Source organism: Brevibacterium luteolum, assembly GCF_013004595.1.
GTDB classification, from domain to species: Bacteria; Actinomycetota; Actinomycetes; order Actinomycetales; family Brevibacteriaceae; genus Brevibacterium; species Brevibacterium luteolum.
Genome location: NZ_JABEMC010000002.1, coordinates 145,670 through 163,448, shown reverse-complemented (window position 1 = coordinate 163,448; position 17,779 = coordinate 145,670). Strand labels below are relative to the sequence as shown.

Genomic DNA, 17,779 nt, shown 5'->3' with positions numbered 1-17,779 from the left:
TCAGGCTCCGGCTGGGGTCAGCGACCCGGGTGCCGCCTCGGTGATCTCGGCGTCGAAGCAGCGCTGGTAGTATTCGGCGACGATGCCCTTCTCGTACTCATCGCAGCGGTTGAGGAAGGACAGGCGGAAGGCGCGTTCGCGCTCGCCGAAGATCTCGATGTTCTCCGCCCAGGTCACCACGGTGCGCGGGGACATGAGGGTGGAGAGGTCGCCGACCCTGAAGCCCTCGCGGGTGAGGTTGGCCAGGCGCACCATCGCCTCGATCGTCTCCGGCTCCAGGCCCGGGACGCGGGCGGCGACGATCGAGACCTCGACCTCCGGGTCGAGGGCCGAGAGGTGGGCGACGACCGACCAGCGATCGAGTTGGGCGTGGTTGAGCCGCTGGACGCCGTGGTACATGCCGGTGACATTGCCCAGCCCTACGGTGTTGGCAGTCGCGAAGAGCCGGAAGGCCGGGTGCGGGGCGATGACGGTGGACTGGTCGAGCAGGGTCAGCCGGCCTTCGCGTTCGAGCAGGCGCTGGATGACGAACATGATGTCCGGCCGTCCGGCATCGTACTCATCGAGCAGCAGCGCGACCGGGCGGCGGACGGCCCACGGCAGGATGCCCTCACGGAACTCGGTGATCTGCTTGCCGTCTTCGAGGGTGACGACATCACGGCCGATGAGGTCGAGGCGCGAGATCTGTCCGTCGAGGTTGACGCGCATGCACGGCCAGTTCAAGCGGGCGGCGACCTGCTCGATGTGGCTGGACTTGCCGGTGCCGTGCAGGCCCTGGACGAGGACGCGGCGGTTCTTCGCGTAGCCGGAGAGGATCGCCAGGGTCACATCCGGGTCGAAGTGGTGGGCCGGATCGATCGCCGGGACGAGCTCATTGGGCTCGGAGAACGCCGGGACCTCGATGTCGCGGTCGATGCCGAAGACCTCGCGGGCGCTGACGGTGGTGTCCGGGACGCATGAGGTGTCGGTCAGGTCCGGTGTCGTCGGGGTCATGGGAGCCTCCTCAGGTTGTGGCGGCAGCATCGTCGCTGCTCTGATCGGCGCTGCTGTCGTCGGTCGGGTGGCTGTGGGTGGCGATCTGCTCGGCGGCCCGGCGCAGCACCGGCACCAGGTCGACGCAGTCGGCGGTGCTCAGCCGCAGGGCCGGGGCCTGCACGGCCACGCAGAGGTTTGAGACCCCGGACGGATCCGGGATGAGCACGGCGGCGCACACGAGCCCGGCGAGGTACTCCTCGTTGTCGATCCCGTAGCCGAGCTCAGCGGCGCGCGCCACCTCAGCATCAACCGCTTCGGGATCGGTGATCGTATTCGGGGTGAAGCTGCGCAGCGGGGCGGTGCCGAGCAGCTGGCGGCGGGCAGCCGGACGCAGCTGGGAGAGCAGCAGCTTGCCCGAGGCCGAGGCGTGGGCCGGCACGCGCGAGCCGGGCGCCAGGGTCACGCGCAGGGGTTCGGGGGTTTCGACGCGGTCGAGGTAGACGACCTCGTGACCGGACAGGGCGGTGATGTTGCAGCTCTCGCCGATCTCGGCGACGAGCTCGGCGAGGATCCGGTTGCGGTTGCCGAAGTGCACATCGGTCAGCAGGGTCCGCTCAGCCATCCGGCGCATGCGCGGGCCGGTGCGGAACCGGCGGCCGTCACCGTCGCGCAGGACCATTCCGGCGTCTTCGAGCTGTTGGAGCATCCGGTGCAGGGTGGGCTTCGGCAGCCCCGTCTCCTCCGTCAGGCCCTGCAGGGTCGAGGGCGTCTCGCGGGTGGCGATGAGCTCGAGGAGGGACAGATGCCGCTGGACCGGGGTGTCACCGATGAGTCCGCGGCCGGTCTCCACCGCCTCGGCGGCGGGATGGGCGGCGGTCCCCACGATCTCTGCGGTGCTCACGATTCCTCCAGTCTGCGCCCCGGATCGGCGACGCCAGCGAACGTTCTGTCTCGAAAAGTATTGCAGACTGTTCGCAATTTTGGAATATGTGTTGACGATCGGGGGCTCGGTCTCTAGAGTGAAGCACGCAACAGTAATCGGAACGGACTGTTCCGTTATCGGGAACATTGGAGTCCACGGACCAGAAGGAGGTCGGGAGCAATGGCTTCGACCAAGACAGGACGCGAGGTCGTCAAGGGCGTACAGCGGATGACACCGTCGGAGGCCTTCGTCGAGACCCTCGTCGCCAACGACGTTGAGACGATCTTCGGCATCATGGGATCGGCATTCATGGATGCGATGGACATCTTCGCCCCGGCCGGCATCGAGCTGGTGCCCGTCGTGCACGAGCAGGGCGCGGCCCACATGGCCGACGGCTACTCGCGCGCCTCCGGCCGCCACGGCGTGGTCATCGGGCAGAACGGCCCGGGCATCTCGAACTGCGTGACCGCGATCGCCGCCGCCTACTGGGCCCACAGCCCGGTCGTCATCGTCACCCCGGAAGCCGGCACCAACGGCATCGGCCTCGGCGGCTTCCAGGAAGCCAACCAGCTGCCGATGTTCCAGGAATTCACCAAGTACCAGGGGCATGTGTCCAACCCGGCCCGCATGGCCGAGTTCACCGCCCGCTGCTTCGACCGCGCCAAGGCGGAGATGGGCCCGACCCAGCTCAACATCCCGCGCGACTACTTCTACGGCGAGATCGAGACCGAGATCCGCGAACCGGCCATCATCGACCGCGGCCCCGGGGGGCCCGAGTCTCTCGACCGTGCCGCCGCGCTGCTGGCCGAGGCGGAGTTCCCCGTCATAGTCTCCGGCGGCGGCGTCGTGTTCGCCGATGGAGTCGAGGAATGCAAGGCCCTGGCCGAGCGCCTCGGCGCCCCGGTCGTCAACTCCTACCAGCACAACGACTCCTTCCCCGCCTCTCACCCGCTGTGGTGCGGGCCGCTGGGCTACCAGGGTTCAAAGGCCGGCATGAAGCTCATCAAGGACGCCGACGTCGTCCTCGCCCTCGGCACCCGGCTGGGCCCCTTCGGCACCCTGCCGCAGCACGGCCTGAACTATTGGCCGGAGGACGCCAAGATCATCCAGGTCGACGCCGATGCCGACATGCTCGGACTCGTGAAGAAGATCGAGGTCGGCGTGCTCGGCGATGCCAAGCAGGCAGCCTCAGCGCTGCTCGAGCGGCTGAACAGCCTCGACGTCGCCTCGGACAAGACCAAGGATGAGCGCGCTGAGCGGATCCGGTCTGAGAAGGACGCTTGGGAGAAGGAGCTTTCGGAGTGGACCGAGGAGCGCGACGACTTCTCGCAGGACATGATCGCCGAAGCTGAAGAGGAAGAGGGCAACTGGCTGCACCCGCGCCAGGTGCTGCGCGCTCTTGAGGAGGCCATGCCCGAACGCGTCATGGTCTCCACTGACATCGGCAACATCAACTCGGTGGCCCACTCCTACCTGCGCTTCGAAGAGCCGCGGTCGTTCTTCGCCCCGATGTCGTTCGGCAACTGCGGCTACGCCCTGCCGACGATCATCGGCGCCAAGAAGGCCTGCCCGGAGCGCCCGGCGATCGCCTACGCCGGCGACGGCGCCTGGGGCATGTCGATGGTCGAGGTGATGACAGCTGTGCGCCACGACATCCCGGTCACCGCGGTCGTGTTCCACAACCGCCAGTGGGGTGCGGAGAAGAAGAACCAGGTCGAGTTCTACAATCGCCGCTTCGTCGCCGCCGAGATCGACACCGACTCCTACGCTGAGATCGCCCGCGCGATGGGCGCTGAGGGCGTCACCGTCGACCAGCTCGACGAGGTCGGCCCCGCACTCAAGGCCGCGATCGATGCGCAGATGAACGAAGGCAAGACGACCGTCATCGAGATCATGTGCAACCGTGAGCTCGGCGACCCGTTCCGCCGCGACGCGCTCAAGAAGCCAGTCCGCCTGCTCGACAAGTACAAGGACTACGTGTGATCCGCTAGGTGTGATCCGGCATGTGTGATCTCTGTGCTGAAGCAGTGACCACGCGTGATCAGCCGGAAACCGGCTGCTGGGCCGCGCGGTCCCGCTGACACACTTCAGGCGCAGCGTCGACTCCCGTGAGGGGGCCGGCGCTGCGCCTCTTCTGGTGACGAGTCGCGGCGTCTGAAGGCGCTGGCGTTTCCGGCAGCCCGTCGGGAAAGTTAGCAAAGTAAATGACGGTTTGAAGCCCACAAACCGTGAATAACTTTGCTAACTTTCCCAATCGCGGCGTTCCAGCCGCGCCGCCCCCGACTGCGGGTGCCTCACGCGCCACGCCCCGACTGTGGGTGCCTCACGCGCCGCCCCCGACTGCGGGTGCCTCACGCGCGGCGCCCGGCGCCCAACCGCTACAGCACCTCTCGGGCGACCTCGGCGAGGAGCTCGAGCCCGGGCCGGATCGCCCGGGTCGGGATCGCGGCGTAGCCCAGCCGTAGGGTCGCCCACGGGTAGCGCTCGATCCCGCCCGGATGCCCCGGCACCTCGCGTGAGCCGAACCCGTGCTCAGCAGTCGCGGCGAAGAAGTAGTCACCCGGCTCCACGAGCACCCCGCGCTGGCAGGCCGCCTCCTGCAGTACGCGCGCATCGAGCTCGGCCGGGCCCTCGAACCACAGGCTCACTCCACCGGACGGGAACCGGCACCGCGACTCGAACGGCAGCAGCTCGGCCACGCCCTCGCACATCAGCGTGAACTTCTTGCGCATCCGCTCCCGGTTGAGTCGCAGCGTACGGTGATAGTCACCAGAGTCGAGGAACAGCGCCATCGCCCGCTGCAGTACCCCCGGCGCATGCCGCACCGTGTACCGAGTCGAGTGGCGCAGCGCGGCGATGAGCTCGGCGGGCCCGACGAGGAACCCCAGCCTCAGGCCTGGGGCGAGGAACTTCGAGAACGACCCCAGGTGCACGACGTCGCCGCTCGGGTCGATCGCCTTGAGTGAAGGGGAGGGCTGGCCGGAGTAGCGGAACTCCGCATCGTAGTCGTCTTCGACGACGACCGTGCCCGAGGCGGCGGCCGCCTCGAGTGCGGCCTGCCGCCGGTCCATCAACATCGTCACATTCGTCGGATGGTGGTGACTCGGGGTGAGGAACACCGCCTGCACCCCGGTGAGGTCGGCGGGCACGATCGCACCGTCGGCATCGACGGGCATCTCGCCTACCTCGGCCTGGTGGCGGGTCAAGATGTGCCGGATGTCGAGGTAGCCGGGGTCCTCCATGAGGACACGGTCACCGGGTTTCAGCAGCGCCTCGGCGATGAGGTCGAGGCCGTGCTGGGTGCCCAGCGTGATCATGATCTCCTCAGGCTGCACATGCACCCCGCGCGAGGGCAGCAGCCGGGTGCGGATCATCTCGACGAGCATGTCGTCATCGCAGCCGGCGGAGTCCTGCAGCGCATGGGCCAGGTGCGGCTGGAACAGTGCCTCGCGCAGACACCGGGTCCACGAGCGCGCCGGGAACTGGGCAAGCTCGATCTGCCCGGGCAGGAACGGGAACGGGTACTGACTCCAGTCCGGCGGCTTGATGAGCTCCGGCAGGCTGGCATCCCCGGCCGGAGCCAGGCGGGAGGCCCAGTCGATCCGCGCGACCGGCGCGTTGGGCCCGGTGTCCGTCGCCGAGGCGGTGAAAGCCTCGAGCTGGTCGGGGGTCAGGTCGGGATTGACGAAGATTCCCCGCCGCTCCTGGCTGATGAGCAGGCCCTGGGCGAGCAGCTCCTGGTAGGCGAGGTTGATGGTGTTGCGCGAGACTTCGAGCTCGGCGGCGAGCTCGCGGGAGCTGGGCAGGCGGCGCTTGACATCGAAGACGCCGGCGGCGATGCCGGCCACGATCGCCTCCTGCACCTGCCGGTACAGAGCGGTGGGCGAGGACGGGTCGATCCTGATGAGTGTTTCGGCCATCGGTCCCTCCTATGCCTGCCGTCAACGGTGACGTCCCGCCGCAAGAGGCGTGCCGAAGAGGGCAGACCGGTGCCGCGGCGTGGTTGACAGTCTATGCCAGCCGCGCCGCCGCGGCCTCGCCTGACTGCAGGCTGGACGGCTCCCCTGCGGGCAGGAGTGCAGCGTACCCGGGATTGGGCCGGCGGGCCCCGCCCTGGTGAGGCCCAGGCGCGGTCTCACATGCCGAGTGCCTCCTCAGGGGTGACCGAGTCGATGCCGAGGTCGGCGCCGACCGGCGGGCTGGTGAGCGTGCCCTGGTAGGTCGACAGGCCGGCGCGCAGCGCCTCGCTGCGCTTGGCGGCCTCGGCGACACCGTGATCAGCGATGAGCGTGGCATACGGGCTGGTGACGTTGTTGAGCGCCACCGTCGAGGTGTGCGCGACCGCGCCGGGCATGTTGGTCACACAGTAGAAGATCGAGTCATGAACGGTGAACGTCGGATCCGCATGCGTGGTGGGTTTCGAGTCCTCGAAGCAGCCGCCCTGGTCGATGGCGATGTCGACGAGCACCGAACCGGGCTTCATCCGCCGGACCATGTCGTTGGTGACGAGCTTCGGGGCGCGGGAGCCGGGAATGAGCACACAGCCGATGACGAGGTCGGCCTCGAGCACCTCCTGCTCGAGCGTGAACGCCGTCGAGGCGACGGTCCGGATGCGGCCTTGGTACATCCGGTCGGCTGCGCGCAGCTTGTCGATGTCCTTGTCCAGCAGTACGACATCGGCCCACAGACCGACGGCCACTGCGACCGCGTTCATGCCCGAGACCCCCGCACCGATGACGACGACGCGGGTGGGCCGGACCCCGGAGACCCCGCCGATGAGCTTGCCCGGCCCACCGGCCGGGCTCATGAGCGCCTGCGTGCCGACCAGCGGTGCCAGCCGCCCGGCGACCTCGGACATGGGGAACAGCAGGGGCAGCGCACCAGTGGGGGAACGGACGAGCTCATAGGCGATCGAATCGACCTGCTTGTCCATCAGCGCACGTGTGCACTCCTGGCTGGCGGCCAAATGCAGGAAGGTGAACAGCGCTTGGCCCGGCCGCATCCGGTGGAACTCCTCAGCCACCGGCTCCTTGACCTTGAGGATGAGCTCAGCGGCCTCCCACACCTCGTCGGCGGTGGCGAGGACCGTCGCCCCGGCTGCGCGGAAGTCCTCATCGGTCATCGCCGAGCCTGTGCCGGCGCCGGATTCGACGACGACCTCATGGCCGCGGCTGACGAGTTCGTGGACACCGGCAGGCGTGGAGCCGACCCGGTGTTCGTTGTTCTTCAGTTCCTTTGGGACGCCGATCTTCATGCTGATCCTCCTTGTCTGGGATATGGCCGCCGTGCCCGGGGCACAAGCGCTGACTGGGGCGGCGCCCGTGCCGTAGGCGCGGGCGCGGGTGTGCCGCTCAGCGCTGAGCGGCACCTGCTCTTCGAAGCGTCTGCCCCGGTCGGCGTCTGCGCCAGCACCAGATTGTGCCCGGGTGAGGGGTCCACGCTGGATCCCCGAAGTCGTCGGCATCTGGCTCTCCCGCAGTGTGACGCCGGTCTCTAGGCTCGAGGGACAGATGGGCACGGTCAGCGCCGACTTAGCCCGCGCCCCAGCGCCACCCGCAGAAGCCGCGGCACACCTGCCGCACCTGCCCAGCAGCTAAGGAGACACTCATGACGACTATGGACACGTCGACCACCACCTCGGCGACGGGAGCCGACACCGGCCGCCTGCGCGACAGCGCCCGCCGCCACCTCTTCCAGCACTTCACCCGCCGCGACCAGCGCGACGCCGACTTCCCCGTCTTCACCCGCGCTGACGGCTGCCACCTGTACTCGACCGACGGCAAGCGCTACCTCGACGGGCTCGCCGGCCTGTTCTGCGTCAACATGGGTCACGGCCGCACCGACATCGCCGACGCCGGTGCCAAGCAGATCCACCAGCTCGCCTACGCCTCGAACTGGGGCATGGTCCACGAGCCGGCTGTCGCCGCTGCTGAGCTGATCGCCGAGCTCGCCCCCGGCGACCTGGGCACCACCTTCTTCGTCAACTCCGGCTCCGAGGCCGTCGAGACGGCGATCAAGTTCGCCCGCCAGTACCACCGCAGCCAGGGCCAGCCGCAGCGGACGAAGTTCATCTCGCGTGAGATGGCCTACCACGGCGTGACGATGGGCGCCCTGTCGGTCACCCAGCTGCCGAAGATCAAGGCCCCGTTCGAGCCGCTGCTCGACGGTGTGCGCTCGGTGCCAAACACGCTCGGCTACACCGGCGACTGCGGCCCGGCTGAGGAGCTCGACATCATCCAGGCCTACGAGAAGGTCATCCAGGAGGAGGGCCCGGAGACGATCGCGGCGATCTTCGCCGAGCCGGTCCAGAACGGCCGCGGCGCACTCGTCGCCCCGGACGGCTACTGGAAGGCCCTGCGCGCGATCTGCGACAAGTACGGCATCCTGCTCGTCTCCGATGAGGTCATCTGCTCCTTCGGCCGCCTCGGCTACTGGTTCGGTGAGGGTCTGACCGGTGTCGTGCCCGACATCATCACCTTCGCCAAGGGCTCGACCTCGGGCTACGCGCCGCTCGGCGGCATGATCGTCCGTGAGGAGCTCGTCGACCAGCTCTACGCCTCCGAGCAGGGCGGCGTCTTCACCCACGGTGCCACCTGGGGCGGCCACCCTGTCGCCACCGCCGTCGCGCACGCGAACATCTCGGCGATGCGCGATGAGGACGTGCTCGGCAACGTCCAGCGCCGCGGGCCGGGCCTGCGCGCCGACATCGACAAGCTCGCTGAAGCCCACCGCTGCGTCAAGGACGTCCGTGGCACCGGCTACTTCTACGCTATCGAGCTCATGGCCGACCGCGCCTCCGGCCGCGATCTCACCGACGAGGAGTCGCTCAAGGTGCTGCGCGAGATCCTGCCGGCCTCTTTCGAGCGCACCGGCGTGATCCTGCGCGGCGACGACCGCGGCGCGACGATGCTCATGGTCTCCCCGCCGCTGGTTGCCGGCGACGAGGAGCTTTCGGAGCTCGTCCACGGCATCGATGGCATGCTCAGCGATGTCGAGGCCGCGATCGGCTGATCGACAGCGATCGCACTGGGGGAGGGGTGCATCAATGCCCCTCCCCCTGTGCGTACCCGCGGGCTGTGCCGCAGCCCGGGCTGGGCCCGTCGCCGAGGCGGTGGCGTGGACCCAGCGAATGGTCGCCGTCTGGCACTGAGGCCCGGCGACAGGTGTCGGTAATGTAGCCGATGCAGTGATGCACATCACATAGGTGATGAGGGTGCGAACCGGCAGGCTGGGAAGCAGCCGAGACGCGCATCCGACATCACCCCATGGATACGGAAGGAGGTCGCCTGCATGACTGCCCGCGACCCGAATATGAGCACCACCCGAGCGACCGGCCCCGGCGCCTCCGCTGCAACGACGCACGGACAGGCCCCGGCCACCGGCGCTGACACCGCCGCCAACCTCGCAGGCCCCACCGAGACCGGCGAGATTACCCGCCTGCAGAAGAACCTCAAACCGCACTGGGTGTGGGCGATCGCCCTCGGCTCAGCTGTCGGCTGGGGCGCCTTCGTGCTGCCGACGGACTGGATGGCCGCAGCCGGCCCGATGGGTGCGCTGCTCGGCCTGGCGATCGGCGGCGGGCTCATGATCCTCGTCGGCGTCAGCTACGGCTTCCTCGCCCGCACCTTCCCCGTCTCCGGCGGCGCCTTCGCCTACACGCTCGTGGGCTTCGGGCGCACACACGCCTTCATCTGCGCGTGGTTCATGACCCTGGGCTACACCTCGATCGTCGCCCTCAACGCCTCCGCGCTTGCCCTGCTCGGCAGGCGCGTGTTCCCACAGGTCGCCGAACTCGGCTACCTCTACAACGTCGCCGGCTGGGATGTGTACTTCGGTGAGGTGATGATCGCCACCGTCGCTCTCGTCGTCTTCGCGTTCATCAACATCACCGGCGCCAGCTTCTCCGGCCGCGCGCAGTTCATCTTCTGCGTCATCATGGTCTCGGCCGTCATCATCGTCCTTATCGGCGTCATCGTCTCCCCGGCCGGGCAGCTGTCGAATGCCGAGCCGGTCTTCCACCCCGACATCAACCCGCTGGCCGGCATCATGGCCATCGTCGCGATCGCCCCCTGGGCCTACATCGGCTTCGACAACATCCCGCAGGCGGCAGAGGAGTTTGACTTCCCGGCCAAGAAGGCCTTCAGCCTCATCGTCTGGTCGCTGCTGGCTGCCACCGGCCTGTACTGCGCGATGATCCTCGCGACCGCCTCGGCCTACCCGTGGCAGGACCTCATGGGCACCGACCGCGTGTGGGCGACCGCTGACGCGATCATGGCCTCGATGGGCGTGTTCGGCCTCGTGCTGCTCGTCATCGCCGCCTCGATGGGCATCTTCACCGGCCTCAACGGCTTCTTCGTCTCCGGCTCCCGCGTGCTGCTGGCGATGGGGCGTGCCGAGATGATCCCGGCCGTGTTCTCCCGCGTGCACCGCAAACACGGCACCCCGCACATCGGCATCTTCTTCGTCATGGCCTTCTGCCTCGTCGCCCCGTGGTTCGGGCGCACCGCGCTCAGCTGGATCGTCGACATGGCCTCGATCGGCTTCACCTTCGCGTTCCTCTACACGTGTGCGTGCGCCTTCAAACTCTTCCGCTGGTCGCACCAGGAGGACCACGCCGATGTCGAAGGCGCCCGGTCGACCCCGCGCAAGATCATGGCCGCCGCCGGCGTCGTCGTCGCGATCGCCTTCTGCCTGCTGCTGCTCGTGCCCGGCTCACCGGCCCAGCTGACGCTGCCGTCGATGATCGCGATGGGCATCTGGATCCTCGTCGGCGTCGTGTTCTACCTCCTGCGCCGCAGCCACAACCGCACCCTCAGCGACCACTACGTCGACGAGGCCGTGCTCGGCGGGCCGCGTCCGGAGTTCCTGCGCCGCCCGTCCAGCACGACGGCCAGCTGAGCCACCCGGACAGCTGAGCCACCCGCCCACAACCGCAACACAGCACACCACCACAACCGCACGGCACGATCGGCCGGGAGTCATCCCGGCCGGTCGGTGCCCCGAGTGCGCCCGAAAACATCCGAAGGGAGCCGGCCATTATGACCACCGCACCACCCCAGCCGACCGTCGCCACGGCCTCGGCCCCGGAGACCAGCCCAGCCGCCTCGCCTGGTGACTTCCCCGAGCGGTTCCTCGCCGGTCTCATCGATCAGGCGGCCGCGAACCCCAAGCACATCATCCTGCCCGAAGGCGACGATGTGCGCGTGCTCACCGCTGCCGCACGGATCGCCAAGCGCGACTTCTGCGACCTCACGATCCTCGGTGAGCGCGAGGCGATCGCGGCACTGGCCGGCGAACACGACCTCGCCCTCGACCTCGACCGCGTGCGCACCCTCGACCTGTCTGCGGCAGACAACCAGGAGCTGGCAGGCGAACTGGCCGCCGGCTACTACGCAGCGCGCAAGCACAAGGGCATCAGCGAAGCCGAAGCCGCCGAACGCGTTGCCGCCCCGGCCTATGCCGCGACGATGCTCGTCGAACTCGGCCACGCCGACGGCTTCGTCTCCGGCGCCCGGCACACGACCGCCGAGACGATCCGCCCGGCACTCGAGGTCATCGGCACCCGCGAAGGGGTCGCCTCAGTGTCCTCGGTGTTCCTCATGCTCTTCGGCCACGGCGCGCTCGTGTTCGGCGACTGCGCCGTCAACCCGCAGCCCGGCCCGGATCAGCTGGCTGAGATCGCCGCCGAATCGGCGGCCACCGCACGCAGCTTCGGCCTCGAGCCCAAGGTGGCGATGCTCAGCTACGCGACCGGCGCCTCGGGCGCGGGCGAGGCCGTCGACGCCGTGAGCGAGGCGACCGCTGCGGTGCGCCGGGCCCACCCGGACCTGCCGGTCGTCGGGCCGATCCAGTACGACGCCGCCGTCCACCCCGACATCGCCGCGCAGAAGCTGCCCGGCGACGAGGTCGCAGGCCGGGCCAATGTGCTCATCTTCCCCAGCCTGGAAGCCGGCAACATTACCTACAAGGCCGTCCAGCAGTCCTCCGGCGCCGTCGCCGTCGGCCCGGTTCTGCAGGGGTTGGCGAAGGCGGTCAACGACCTCTCGCGCGGCTGCACGGTCGAGGACATCGTCACGACCGTCGCCGTCACCGCCGTCCAAGCCCAGCACGCCGCAGGGTAAGGCGTCAGAATCCAGGGTCCCGCGGTGTGGAGTCAGGCCGCTGGAAGTCGATGGTAGCGTGGTCGTCCATGCTCATTGCGGCAAGGAACGACTCACTGCTCTGCCGCGTCAGACGCCGGTAGTCGTCAATGCTGAGCAGGGCGTAAGCCGGCCTGCCGTCATCGGTCACCGTGACCGGCTCGAGTCCTGCAGCACGCATCGCAGCGCGGACGTCTGCGCTGAAATCCTGATCCGAGATCGCGGGCACGGTTTCCTCCTTCCACACGTCTGGCTTCCCACACGTCTGGCTTCAATTCTCCATCGGGTGCCGGCGGCATGGAAGCCCAGTCCGCATCCGGCTTCTGCGGGCCGATGCGCGCGCAGCTGCGTCCTCAGCGTCGCCGCTCGTTCGTCTCACGCTCATGTCTTTGTCAGCCGACGCCTGTAGCCTCAGGAGTGCAGCAGCTCGTTCACCAGCTGACACTTGAGCGCCCGGTCTGCGCCGGCCGGAGCGCCGCAACGCAGATTGCGAGAGACCCGTGAACTCCACAGCACTGAGAGTCGCGATCGTCGGCGGAGGCCCCAAGGGTCTTTTCGCCCTGGAAAGCCTGTCGGCAGCTGTGCGCGATCACCCGGTTGCCGACCGGCCGCACCTCCACGTCGACATCTACGAACAGGACACCCCAGGTGCCGGGCGCATCTGGCGCACCGACCAGCCCAGCTGCTTCGTCCTCAACGTCACCTCGGCGATCGTCAGCGTCTGGCCAGCCTCCCGCAGTGCCGCCAGCAAGGCCCGCAAGTCCTTCTCCGCCTGGGCTGAGGCCCACGCCTCCAAACACCGCCTCGACCCGTTCCCGCCGCGCGCGGCCGTCGGCGCCTACCTTGCCTGGGCGTTCGAGACCGTCATCGCCGAGCTGCCCGAAACGATGACCGTCACCGTCGTGCCCGCACGGGTGCGCCGCCTGTGCCGTGCCGGTGACGGCTGGCAGGTCCACGCCGGGCCCGAGGTACGGGAACCGTATGACGAGGTGCTGCTGGCCACCGGCCACGCCCGCCGCCACAGCCGGGCGCTGACCACCCGCGAGGTCCACGATGAGACCGGCACGCTCAGCCACGACGACTACTCGACCGTCGCCCGCATCTCACCCGGTCAGCGGGTGCTCACCAGCGGGGCGGCGCTGACGTTCATCGACTTCGCGCTCATGGTCACCGAGAACCGCTGCGGGCACTTCGAGCGCAACGTCGTCACCGGCGATGTCATCTACCGCGCCTGCGGAGCAGAGCCGGTGCTGCTGCCGACCTGCCTGTCCGGCCGCTTCTACAACGCCAAACCGCCGAGCATCTACATCCCCGCCGACGGCGGCCAGCAGCAGGCCGACCTCGACGAGCTCACCGGCCACCACGCCGCCGCACTCGCCGAGGACGCGAGCCCCCGCGATGTCGCTGCCGCGCTGCGCCACCTGGCTGCCGACATCCTCAGCGGCCGGGCCGGTGCCTGGCAGGAGCCTGCCAGCGCCGAGGTGGTCGCTGCGGTCGACGAGACCGCCGAGTCCGGCTGGGGTCCGGGTCTGGCGACCTCGGCGAAGGCCGCCTTGGAGCGTTCGGTGCTCATCGCCCGCGGGCTGCAGGCCCCCGATGCCGAGTGCGCTCTCGGCCAGGCCTGGACGGGCCTGCTGCCCCGCATCCGCCAGGTGCTGTCCTTCCGCGCCCACGATCCTCAGCAGTGGGAGGAGTTCCTGGCGCTGAGCACGAAGCTCGTGCGCTTTGCCGAGGGCCCGCCGCTGGTGAACGCCGAGAAGCTGCTCGCCCTCATCCGCGCCGGAGTCATCGACCTGGAGATGATGAGCCCGGGCCCGGGGGAGAAGGACGCGCACATGTTCGGCCACCCGGACCTGCATGTGCTCGCCGTGCTTGCCCCGCCGGGTGCCGTGCATGCCCGCACTGAGGTCATCGACTCGCTCATCGCCGAGGGGATCGTCGCCAAGCCGGCCGTCCAGCGCGGCATCCAGGTCACCGGTTCCCTCCAGCTTGTCGGCGCCGACGGCCAGCCGGTGCCCGGCCTCTCGGCGATCGGCCGGGCGACAGAGGACTGGACGATCGGCAACGACTCCCTCAACCGGGCCGCCCTGCCCGAACCCGAGGTGTGGGCCGCCCGGATCGCCGGCCATCGGCACTAAGACGAGCACCGCCTCGGGAACGGGACCGCCGTCACGGGGCCGGACGCGCCAGCGCGGCTGCAGTGGCGGCCAGTAGGATGGAGCGGTGAACTTCTTCACCTTCATCCCCTTCGAACCGGGATGGCCGCTGTGGGTGACCATCGCGCTCATCACCGTCGACTTCGTCATCCGCGTCGTTGCGCTGGGTGCGATCCCCTACCGCCGCAAGCCCTCGGTGGCCCTCGGCTGGCTGCTGGCGATCTTCCTCATCCCCTATATCGGGCTGCTGGCATTCTGGATGTTCGGATCCTCGAAGCTGCCGCGCAAGCGCCGGGAGATGCAGACGGAGATCAACCGGCTCATCAAGCATGAGACCGGCGGCCAGTCGATCCTCGGCCGCGACGACCACCTGCCCGAGCCGCTGTCAACGGCTGCCCAGCTGAACTACTCGCTCGGTGCCCTGCCGATGGTCCACGGCAATGAGTTCACCCTCGAAGGCGACAACCACCAGTGCATGCTCGATATGGCCCGCGAGGTCGACCAGGCCCAGAAGTACGTGCACTTCGAGTTCTACATCGTCGCCATCGACGACGCCTCCCGCCCGCTGCTCGATGCGCTGCTGCGCGCCCATGCGCGCGGGGTGACGGTGCGTATCCTCATCGACCACGTCGGCTCGCTCGGCTACCCCGGCTACTCCGATCTCGTCAAGGAGCTCGACGCCTCGGGAGTGCCGTGGCGGCGCAGCCTGCCGCTGCGGCCGTGGAAGGGCGAATACCAGCGCCCGGACCTGCGCAACCACCGCAAGATCCTCGTCATCGACGGTGAGATCGCCTACACCGGCAGCCAGAACGTCATCCACCGCTCGTACAACAAGCGCACGAACCTGCGCAAGGGATTCCAGTGGAAGGACCTGTCAGTGCGCTGCACCGGCCCGATCGTCGCCGAGCTCAACGCCGTGTTCGCCTCCGACTGGTACTCCGAGACTGAGGTCATCCTGTTCGAGGAGTTCGACACCGAACTCGACCCAGTCCACGAGGGCGGGGCGATGGCTCAGGTGGTGCCCAGCGGCCCGGGCTTCGACCTGGAGAACAACCTGCGGCTGTTCAACCACCTCATCTACAACGCCAATGAGCAGATCGTCATCTGCTCGCCGTACTTCGTACCCGATGAGTCGCTCATGCACGCGCTCGTCACCGAGGCCCACTCCGGGGTCGACGTGCGCATCTACGTCGGGGCCACCAGCGATCACTGGGTGGCGCAGAAGGCACAGGAGTCCTACTACGCCGACCTGCTCGACGCCGGCGTGCAGATCTTCCAGTACCACGAGCCGACCGTGCTGCACTCGAAGTTCCTGCTCATCGACGACGAGGTCACGATCATCGGTTCGTCGAACATGGACGCCAGGTCCTTTGCGATGAATCTCGAGGTCTCGATGTTCATCGTCGACCGCGACTTCACGCAGGCGATGTACGACCTCGAGGCTGCCGACTACCGAACCAACAGCGTCAAGGTCGACCGGCGGGAGTGGATGGAGCGCTCGTTGGGACAGAAGTACTTGGAAAACGTCTGCCGGCTGACGAGCTCGCTGCTGTAAGGGGCGGGTGCGAGCTGGGGCTGGGGGCAGGGCCGGCTCTAGACGCCAGCTTTCCGGCAGTGTGTGCGTTCAGTGCAATATCGAGACGTCTGATTTTTGCAGTCAGCGACTATCAAACCCCCGATTCATAGTCGTTGAGTGCAATATCGACGAGCGCGGATTTTGCACTGAACGCGCTCGGCGCGTGAGGCCAGCTTCTGCCGGGCCCAGCCGCCCGCCATTGGGCCGGCCCCAGAGAGTAGCCGACTCGGGCAACGACCGGCCCTTGTCGGCAGCCACCCAGCCAGCGCCCACCCCAGGCAACGCAAATGCGCGCCGGCATCTGCCGGCGCGCATTCACTACAGCTGGAGTGTCGAGTCAGGAATCAGCGCTTCGGGTTGCCGCCCTCAGACAGCGGATCCTGCGACGGATCGGCGACCGCGTCGTTGAGAACGACCGGATCCTCGACAGCGCCGGCGTTCTTCGCATCCTTCTCAGCCTGCGACGAAGCCTTGTCGGCTGCTTTCTGGGCATCCTTCTCAGCCTTCTTCTGCTGCACATTCGACTTCACGTCGTCGGCCTTGGCCTGTGCGGCACCCGCAGCCGAGGTGGCGGCGGACTGGACCTTGCCGGCAACCTCAGGAGCCTTGTCCTTGACCATCTCGGCGACCTCGGGGGCCTTCTCCTTGACGGTGTCGGTTGCCTGCTGGACGCCCTCCTGGACGCGTGGGTTCTGCCAGAATTCTTCGACCTGGGTCTTGAGGCGCTCGTAGCTCTGGCGGCCGGCGCGCGAACCGAGAACGAAACCGATGCCAATTCCAACGAGCAGAGTCAGACGCTTCTTCATAATCCCCTCCTGTGGGAGTCGATTCCAGCAAGCCACATTGTCTCCCGCGCGGGCGGGTATGACTGGCTGAGGCTGTTACCCACATCATATACCGGCAGGCCGTGCTGTCACGATGCGATTTCCCAGGTGGGATGAGCTGTCCTCACCTGCGCGCGGTCACGGCAGGGGCCGCGGCGCCTCGGGATCGGCTACCGGCTCGTCATCGGTCTCTCCGCGACTGCGCCACAGGGCATGGGCCTTGCGGCGCATGCGGGCCTGGATCCGGGCATCGGAGACGATCCGGCGGGTGTCACGCGGGGGCACCTGGAGGACGTCATCGGCGCGGATCCCGTCGCGCAGCTGGCGGGCGCGTTCGACCTCGGCGTCGAAGTGCACGCCGAACAGCAGCGCCATATTCGACAGCCACACCCAGAACAGCGCGATGAGCACGCCGGCCAGCGAACCGTAGGTCGACTCGAACCCGCCGAACACGACCGCGTAGAGGTAGATGCCAACGCTCAAGAGCACCCAGGCGACCAGCGCGATGAGCGCACCGAGGGACGACAGTGTGACGTGCGCGCGCTTGACGTTGCTCGTGGCGATGTAGAGCAGCGTGGTGATGAGCAGGATGAAGATCGCCGCGAGCGGGAACCGCACCCAAGCCCACACAGCGACGAACTGCTCACCGAGGCCGAAGGGCAGGATGATGCTCGGCGAGCTCACCAGGCTGAGCACCGCAGCGACGGTGAGCAGGATGACGACGATGGTGACGAGATAGGTCTGCAGGCGCTGCTTCCAGGCCGGCCGGCCCTCGGTCATCGCGTAGATCTCGTTGACGGCATGGCCGAAGGCGTTGACGAACTTCGAGGCCGACCACATCGCCACGAGGATGCCGACGACGAAGAACGGCCCACCGGCCGGTGACTTCGCCAGATCCTGCAGCGGCTCCTCCAGCTGCGTAACGTTCTCACCGGCCCCGGCCTGCTGCGCCCAGTTCAGCACCTTCGACACGGTGTCCGGGCCTTCGCCGAAGACGTTGAGGATCGACAGGATCGCGGTGAGTGCTGGCAGCAGGGCGAGCAGGAAGTAGAACGACAGCGTCGCCGCCGTATCGGTGCGCCGGCTGCGGGCGAACGACATGATCGTCCGCTCCCACACATAGCGCCACGCCGCTGGAGACAGGTTCTTCTTCCGGGTCACACTCCGAGTCTACGGCAGGGCACCCT

The 17,779-nt window shown here is 68.1% G+C and carries 13 protein-coding genes; 6 read left to right on the top strand and 7 right to left on the bottom strand.

Translation table 11 applies throughout. The features are described 5' to 3' along the window. Both HLA91_RS04215 and HLA91_RS04210 read right to left on the bottom strand, forming a co-directional pair. Entirely contained in the window at positions 1–993 is a 993-nt protein-coding gene (locus HLA91_RS04215) for an AAA family ATPase (RefSeq protein ID WP_170273685.1), read from the bottom strand. Between the two features lie 10 nt (positions 994–1,003). Beyond that, complete coding sequence (locus HLA91_RS04210; RefSeq protein WP_204514224.1) at positions 1,004–1,876, bottom strand: IclR family transcriptional regulator domain-containing protein; 873 nt, start codon at positions 1,874–1,876, stop codon at positions 1,004–1,006. A 201-nt stretch (positions 1,877–2,077) separates the two neighbouring features. Between HLA91_RS04210 and xsc the strand changes: the two genes are divergently transcribed. Beyond that, positions 2,078–3,880, top strand: a complete 1,803-nt coding sequence (gene xsc, locus HLA91_RS04205) for a sulfoacetaldehyde acetyltransferase (protein ID WP_170273683.1) — start codon at positions 2,078–2,080, stop codon at positions 3,878–3,880. A gap of 395 nt (positions 3,881–4,275) precedes the next feature. Here the strand turns inward: xsc and pdxR are convergent, their stop codons facing one another. Beyond that, positions 4,276–5,817, bottom strand: a complete 1,542-nt coding sequence (gene pdxR / locus HLA91_RS04200) for a MocR-like pyridoxine biosynthesis transcription factor PdxR (RefSeq protein WP_170273682.1) — start codon at positions 5,815–5,817, stop codon at positions 4,276–4,278. A 215-nt stretch (positions 5,818–6,032) separates the two neighbouring features. Continuing rightward, positions 6,033–7,151, bottom strand: a complete 1,119-nt coding sequence (gene ald / locus HLA91_RS04195) for an alanine dehydrogenase (protein WP_170273681.1) — start codon at positions 7,149–7,151, stop codon at positions 6,033–6,035. A 353-nt stretch (positions 7,152–7,504) separates the two neighbouring features. On the opposite strand from ald, the gene HLA91_RS04190 reads away from it, so the two are divergent. The 3 genes from HLA91_RS04190 to pta all read left to right on the top strand — a co-directional run bounded on the left by HLA91_RS04190 (position 7,505) and on the right by pta (position 12,018). Then, complete coding sequence (locus HLA91_RS04190) at positions 7,505–8,908, top strand: aspartate aminotransferase family protein (protein ID WP_239557094.1); 1,404 nt, start codon at positions 7,505–7,507, stop codon at positions 8,906–8,908. Between the two features lie 279 nt (positions 8,909–9,187). Continuing rightward, complete coding sequence (locus HLA91_RS04185) at positions 9,188–10,795, top strand: APC family permease (protein WP_239557093.1); 1,608 nt, start codon at positions 9,188–9,190, stop codon at positions 10,793–10,795. A gap of 140 nt (positions 10,796–10,935) precedes the next feature. Then, positions 10,936–12,018: a phosphate acetyltransferase gene (gene pta / locus HLA91_RS04180; RefSeq protein ID WP_170273680.1), complete on the top strand. Its 1,083-nt coding sequence runs from the start codon at positions 10,936–10,938 to the stop codon at positions 12,016–12,018. Between the two features lie 4 nt (positions 12,019–12,022). Here pta and HLA91_RS04175 read toward each other — a convergent pair whose 3' ends face one another. Continuing rightward, positions 12,023–12,265: a type II toxin-antitoxin system prevent-host-death family antitoxin gene (locus HLA91_RS04175; protein ID WP_170273679.1), complete on the bottom strand. Its 243-nt coding sequence runs from the start codon at positions 12,263–12,265 to the stop codon at positions 12,023–12,025. Between the two features lie 271 nt (positions 12,266–12,536). Between HLA91_RS04175 and HLA91_RS04170 the strand changes: the two genes are divergently transcribed. Together HLA91_RS04170 and cls are read left to right on the top strand one after the other, a co-directional pair. Beyond that, on the top strand, positions 12,537–14,174 hold the full coding sequence (locus tag HLA91_RS04170; protein ID WP_170273678.1) for an FAD/NAD(P)-binding protein: 1,638 nt from the start codon (positions 12,537–12,539) through the stop codon (positions 14,172–14,174). 85 nt (positions 14,175–14,259) lie between these two features. After that, positions 14,260–15,747 carry a cardiolipin synthase gene (gene cls / locus HLA91_RS04165; RefSeq protein ID WP_170273677.1) on the top strand — a complete coding sequence of 496 codons (1,488 nt, stop codon included), beginning with the start codon at positions 14,260–14,262 and terminating at the stop codon, positions 15,745–15,747. Between the two features lie 365 nt (positions 15,748–16,112). Here the strand turns inward: cls and HLA91_RS04160 are convergent, their stop codons facing one another. Further along, complete coding sequence (locus HLA91_RS04160; protein WP_170273676.1) at positions 16,113–16,574, bottom strand: YtxH domain-containing protein; 462 nt, start codon at positions 16,572–16,574, stop codon at positions 16,113–16,115. Positions 16,575–16,730: 156 nt separating this feature from the next. Next, complete coding sequence (locus tag HLA91_RS04155; RefSeq protein WP_170273675.1) at positions 16,731–17,753, bottom strand: YihY/virulence factor BrkB family protein; 1,023 nt, start codon at positions 17,751–17,753, stop codon at positions 16,731–16,733. Between the last annotated feature and the right edge of the window lie 26 nt (positions 17,754–17,779).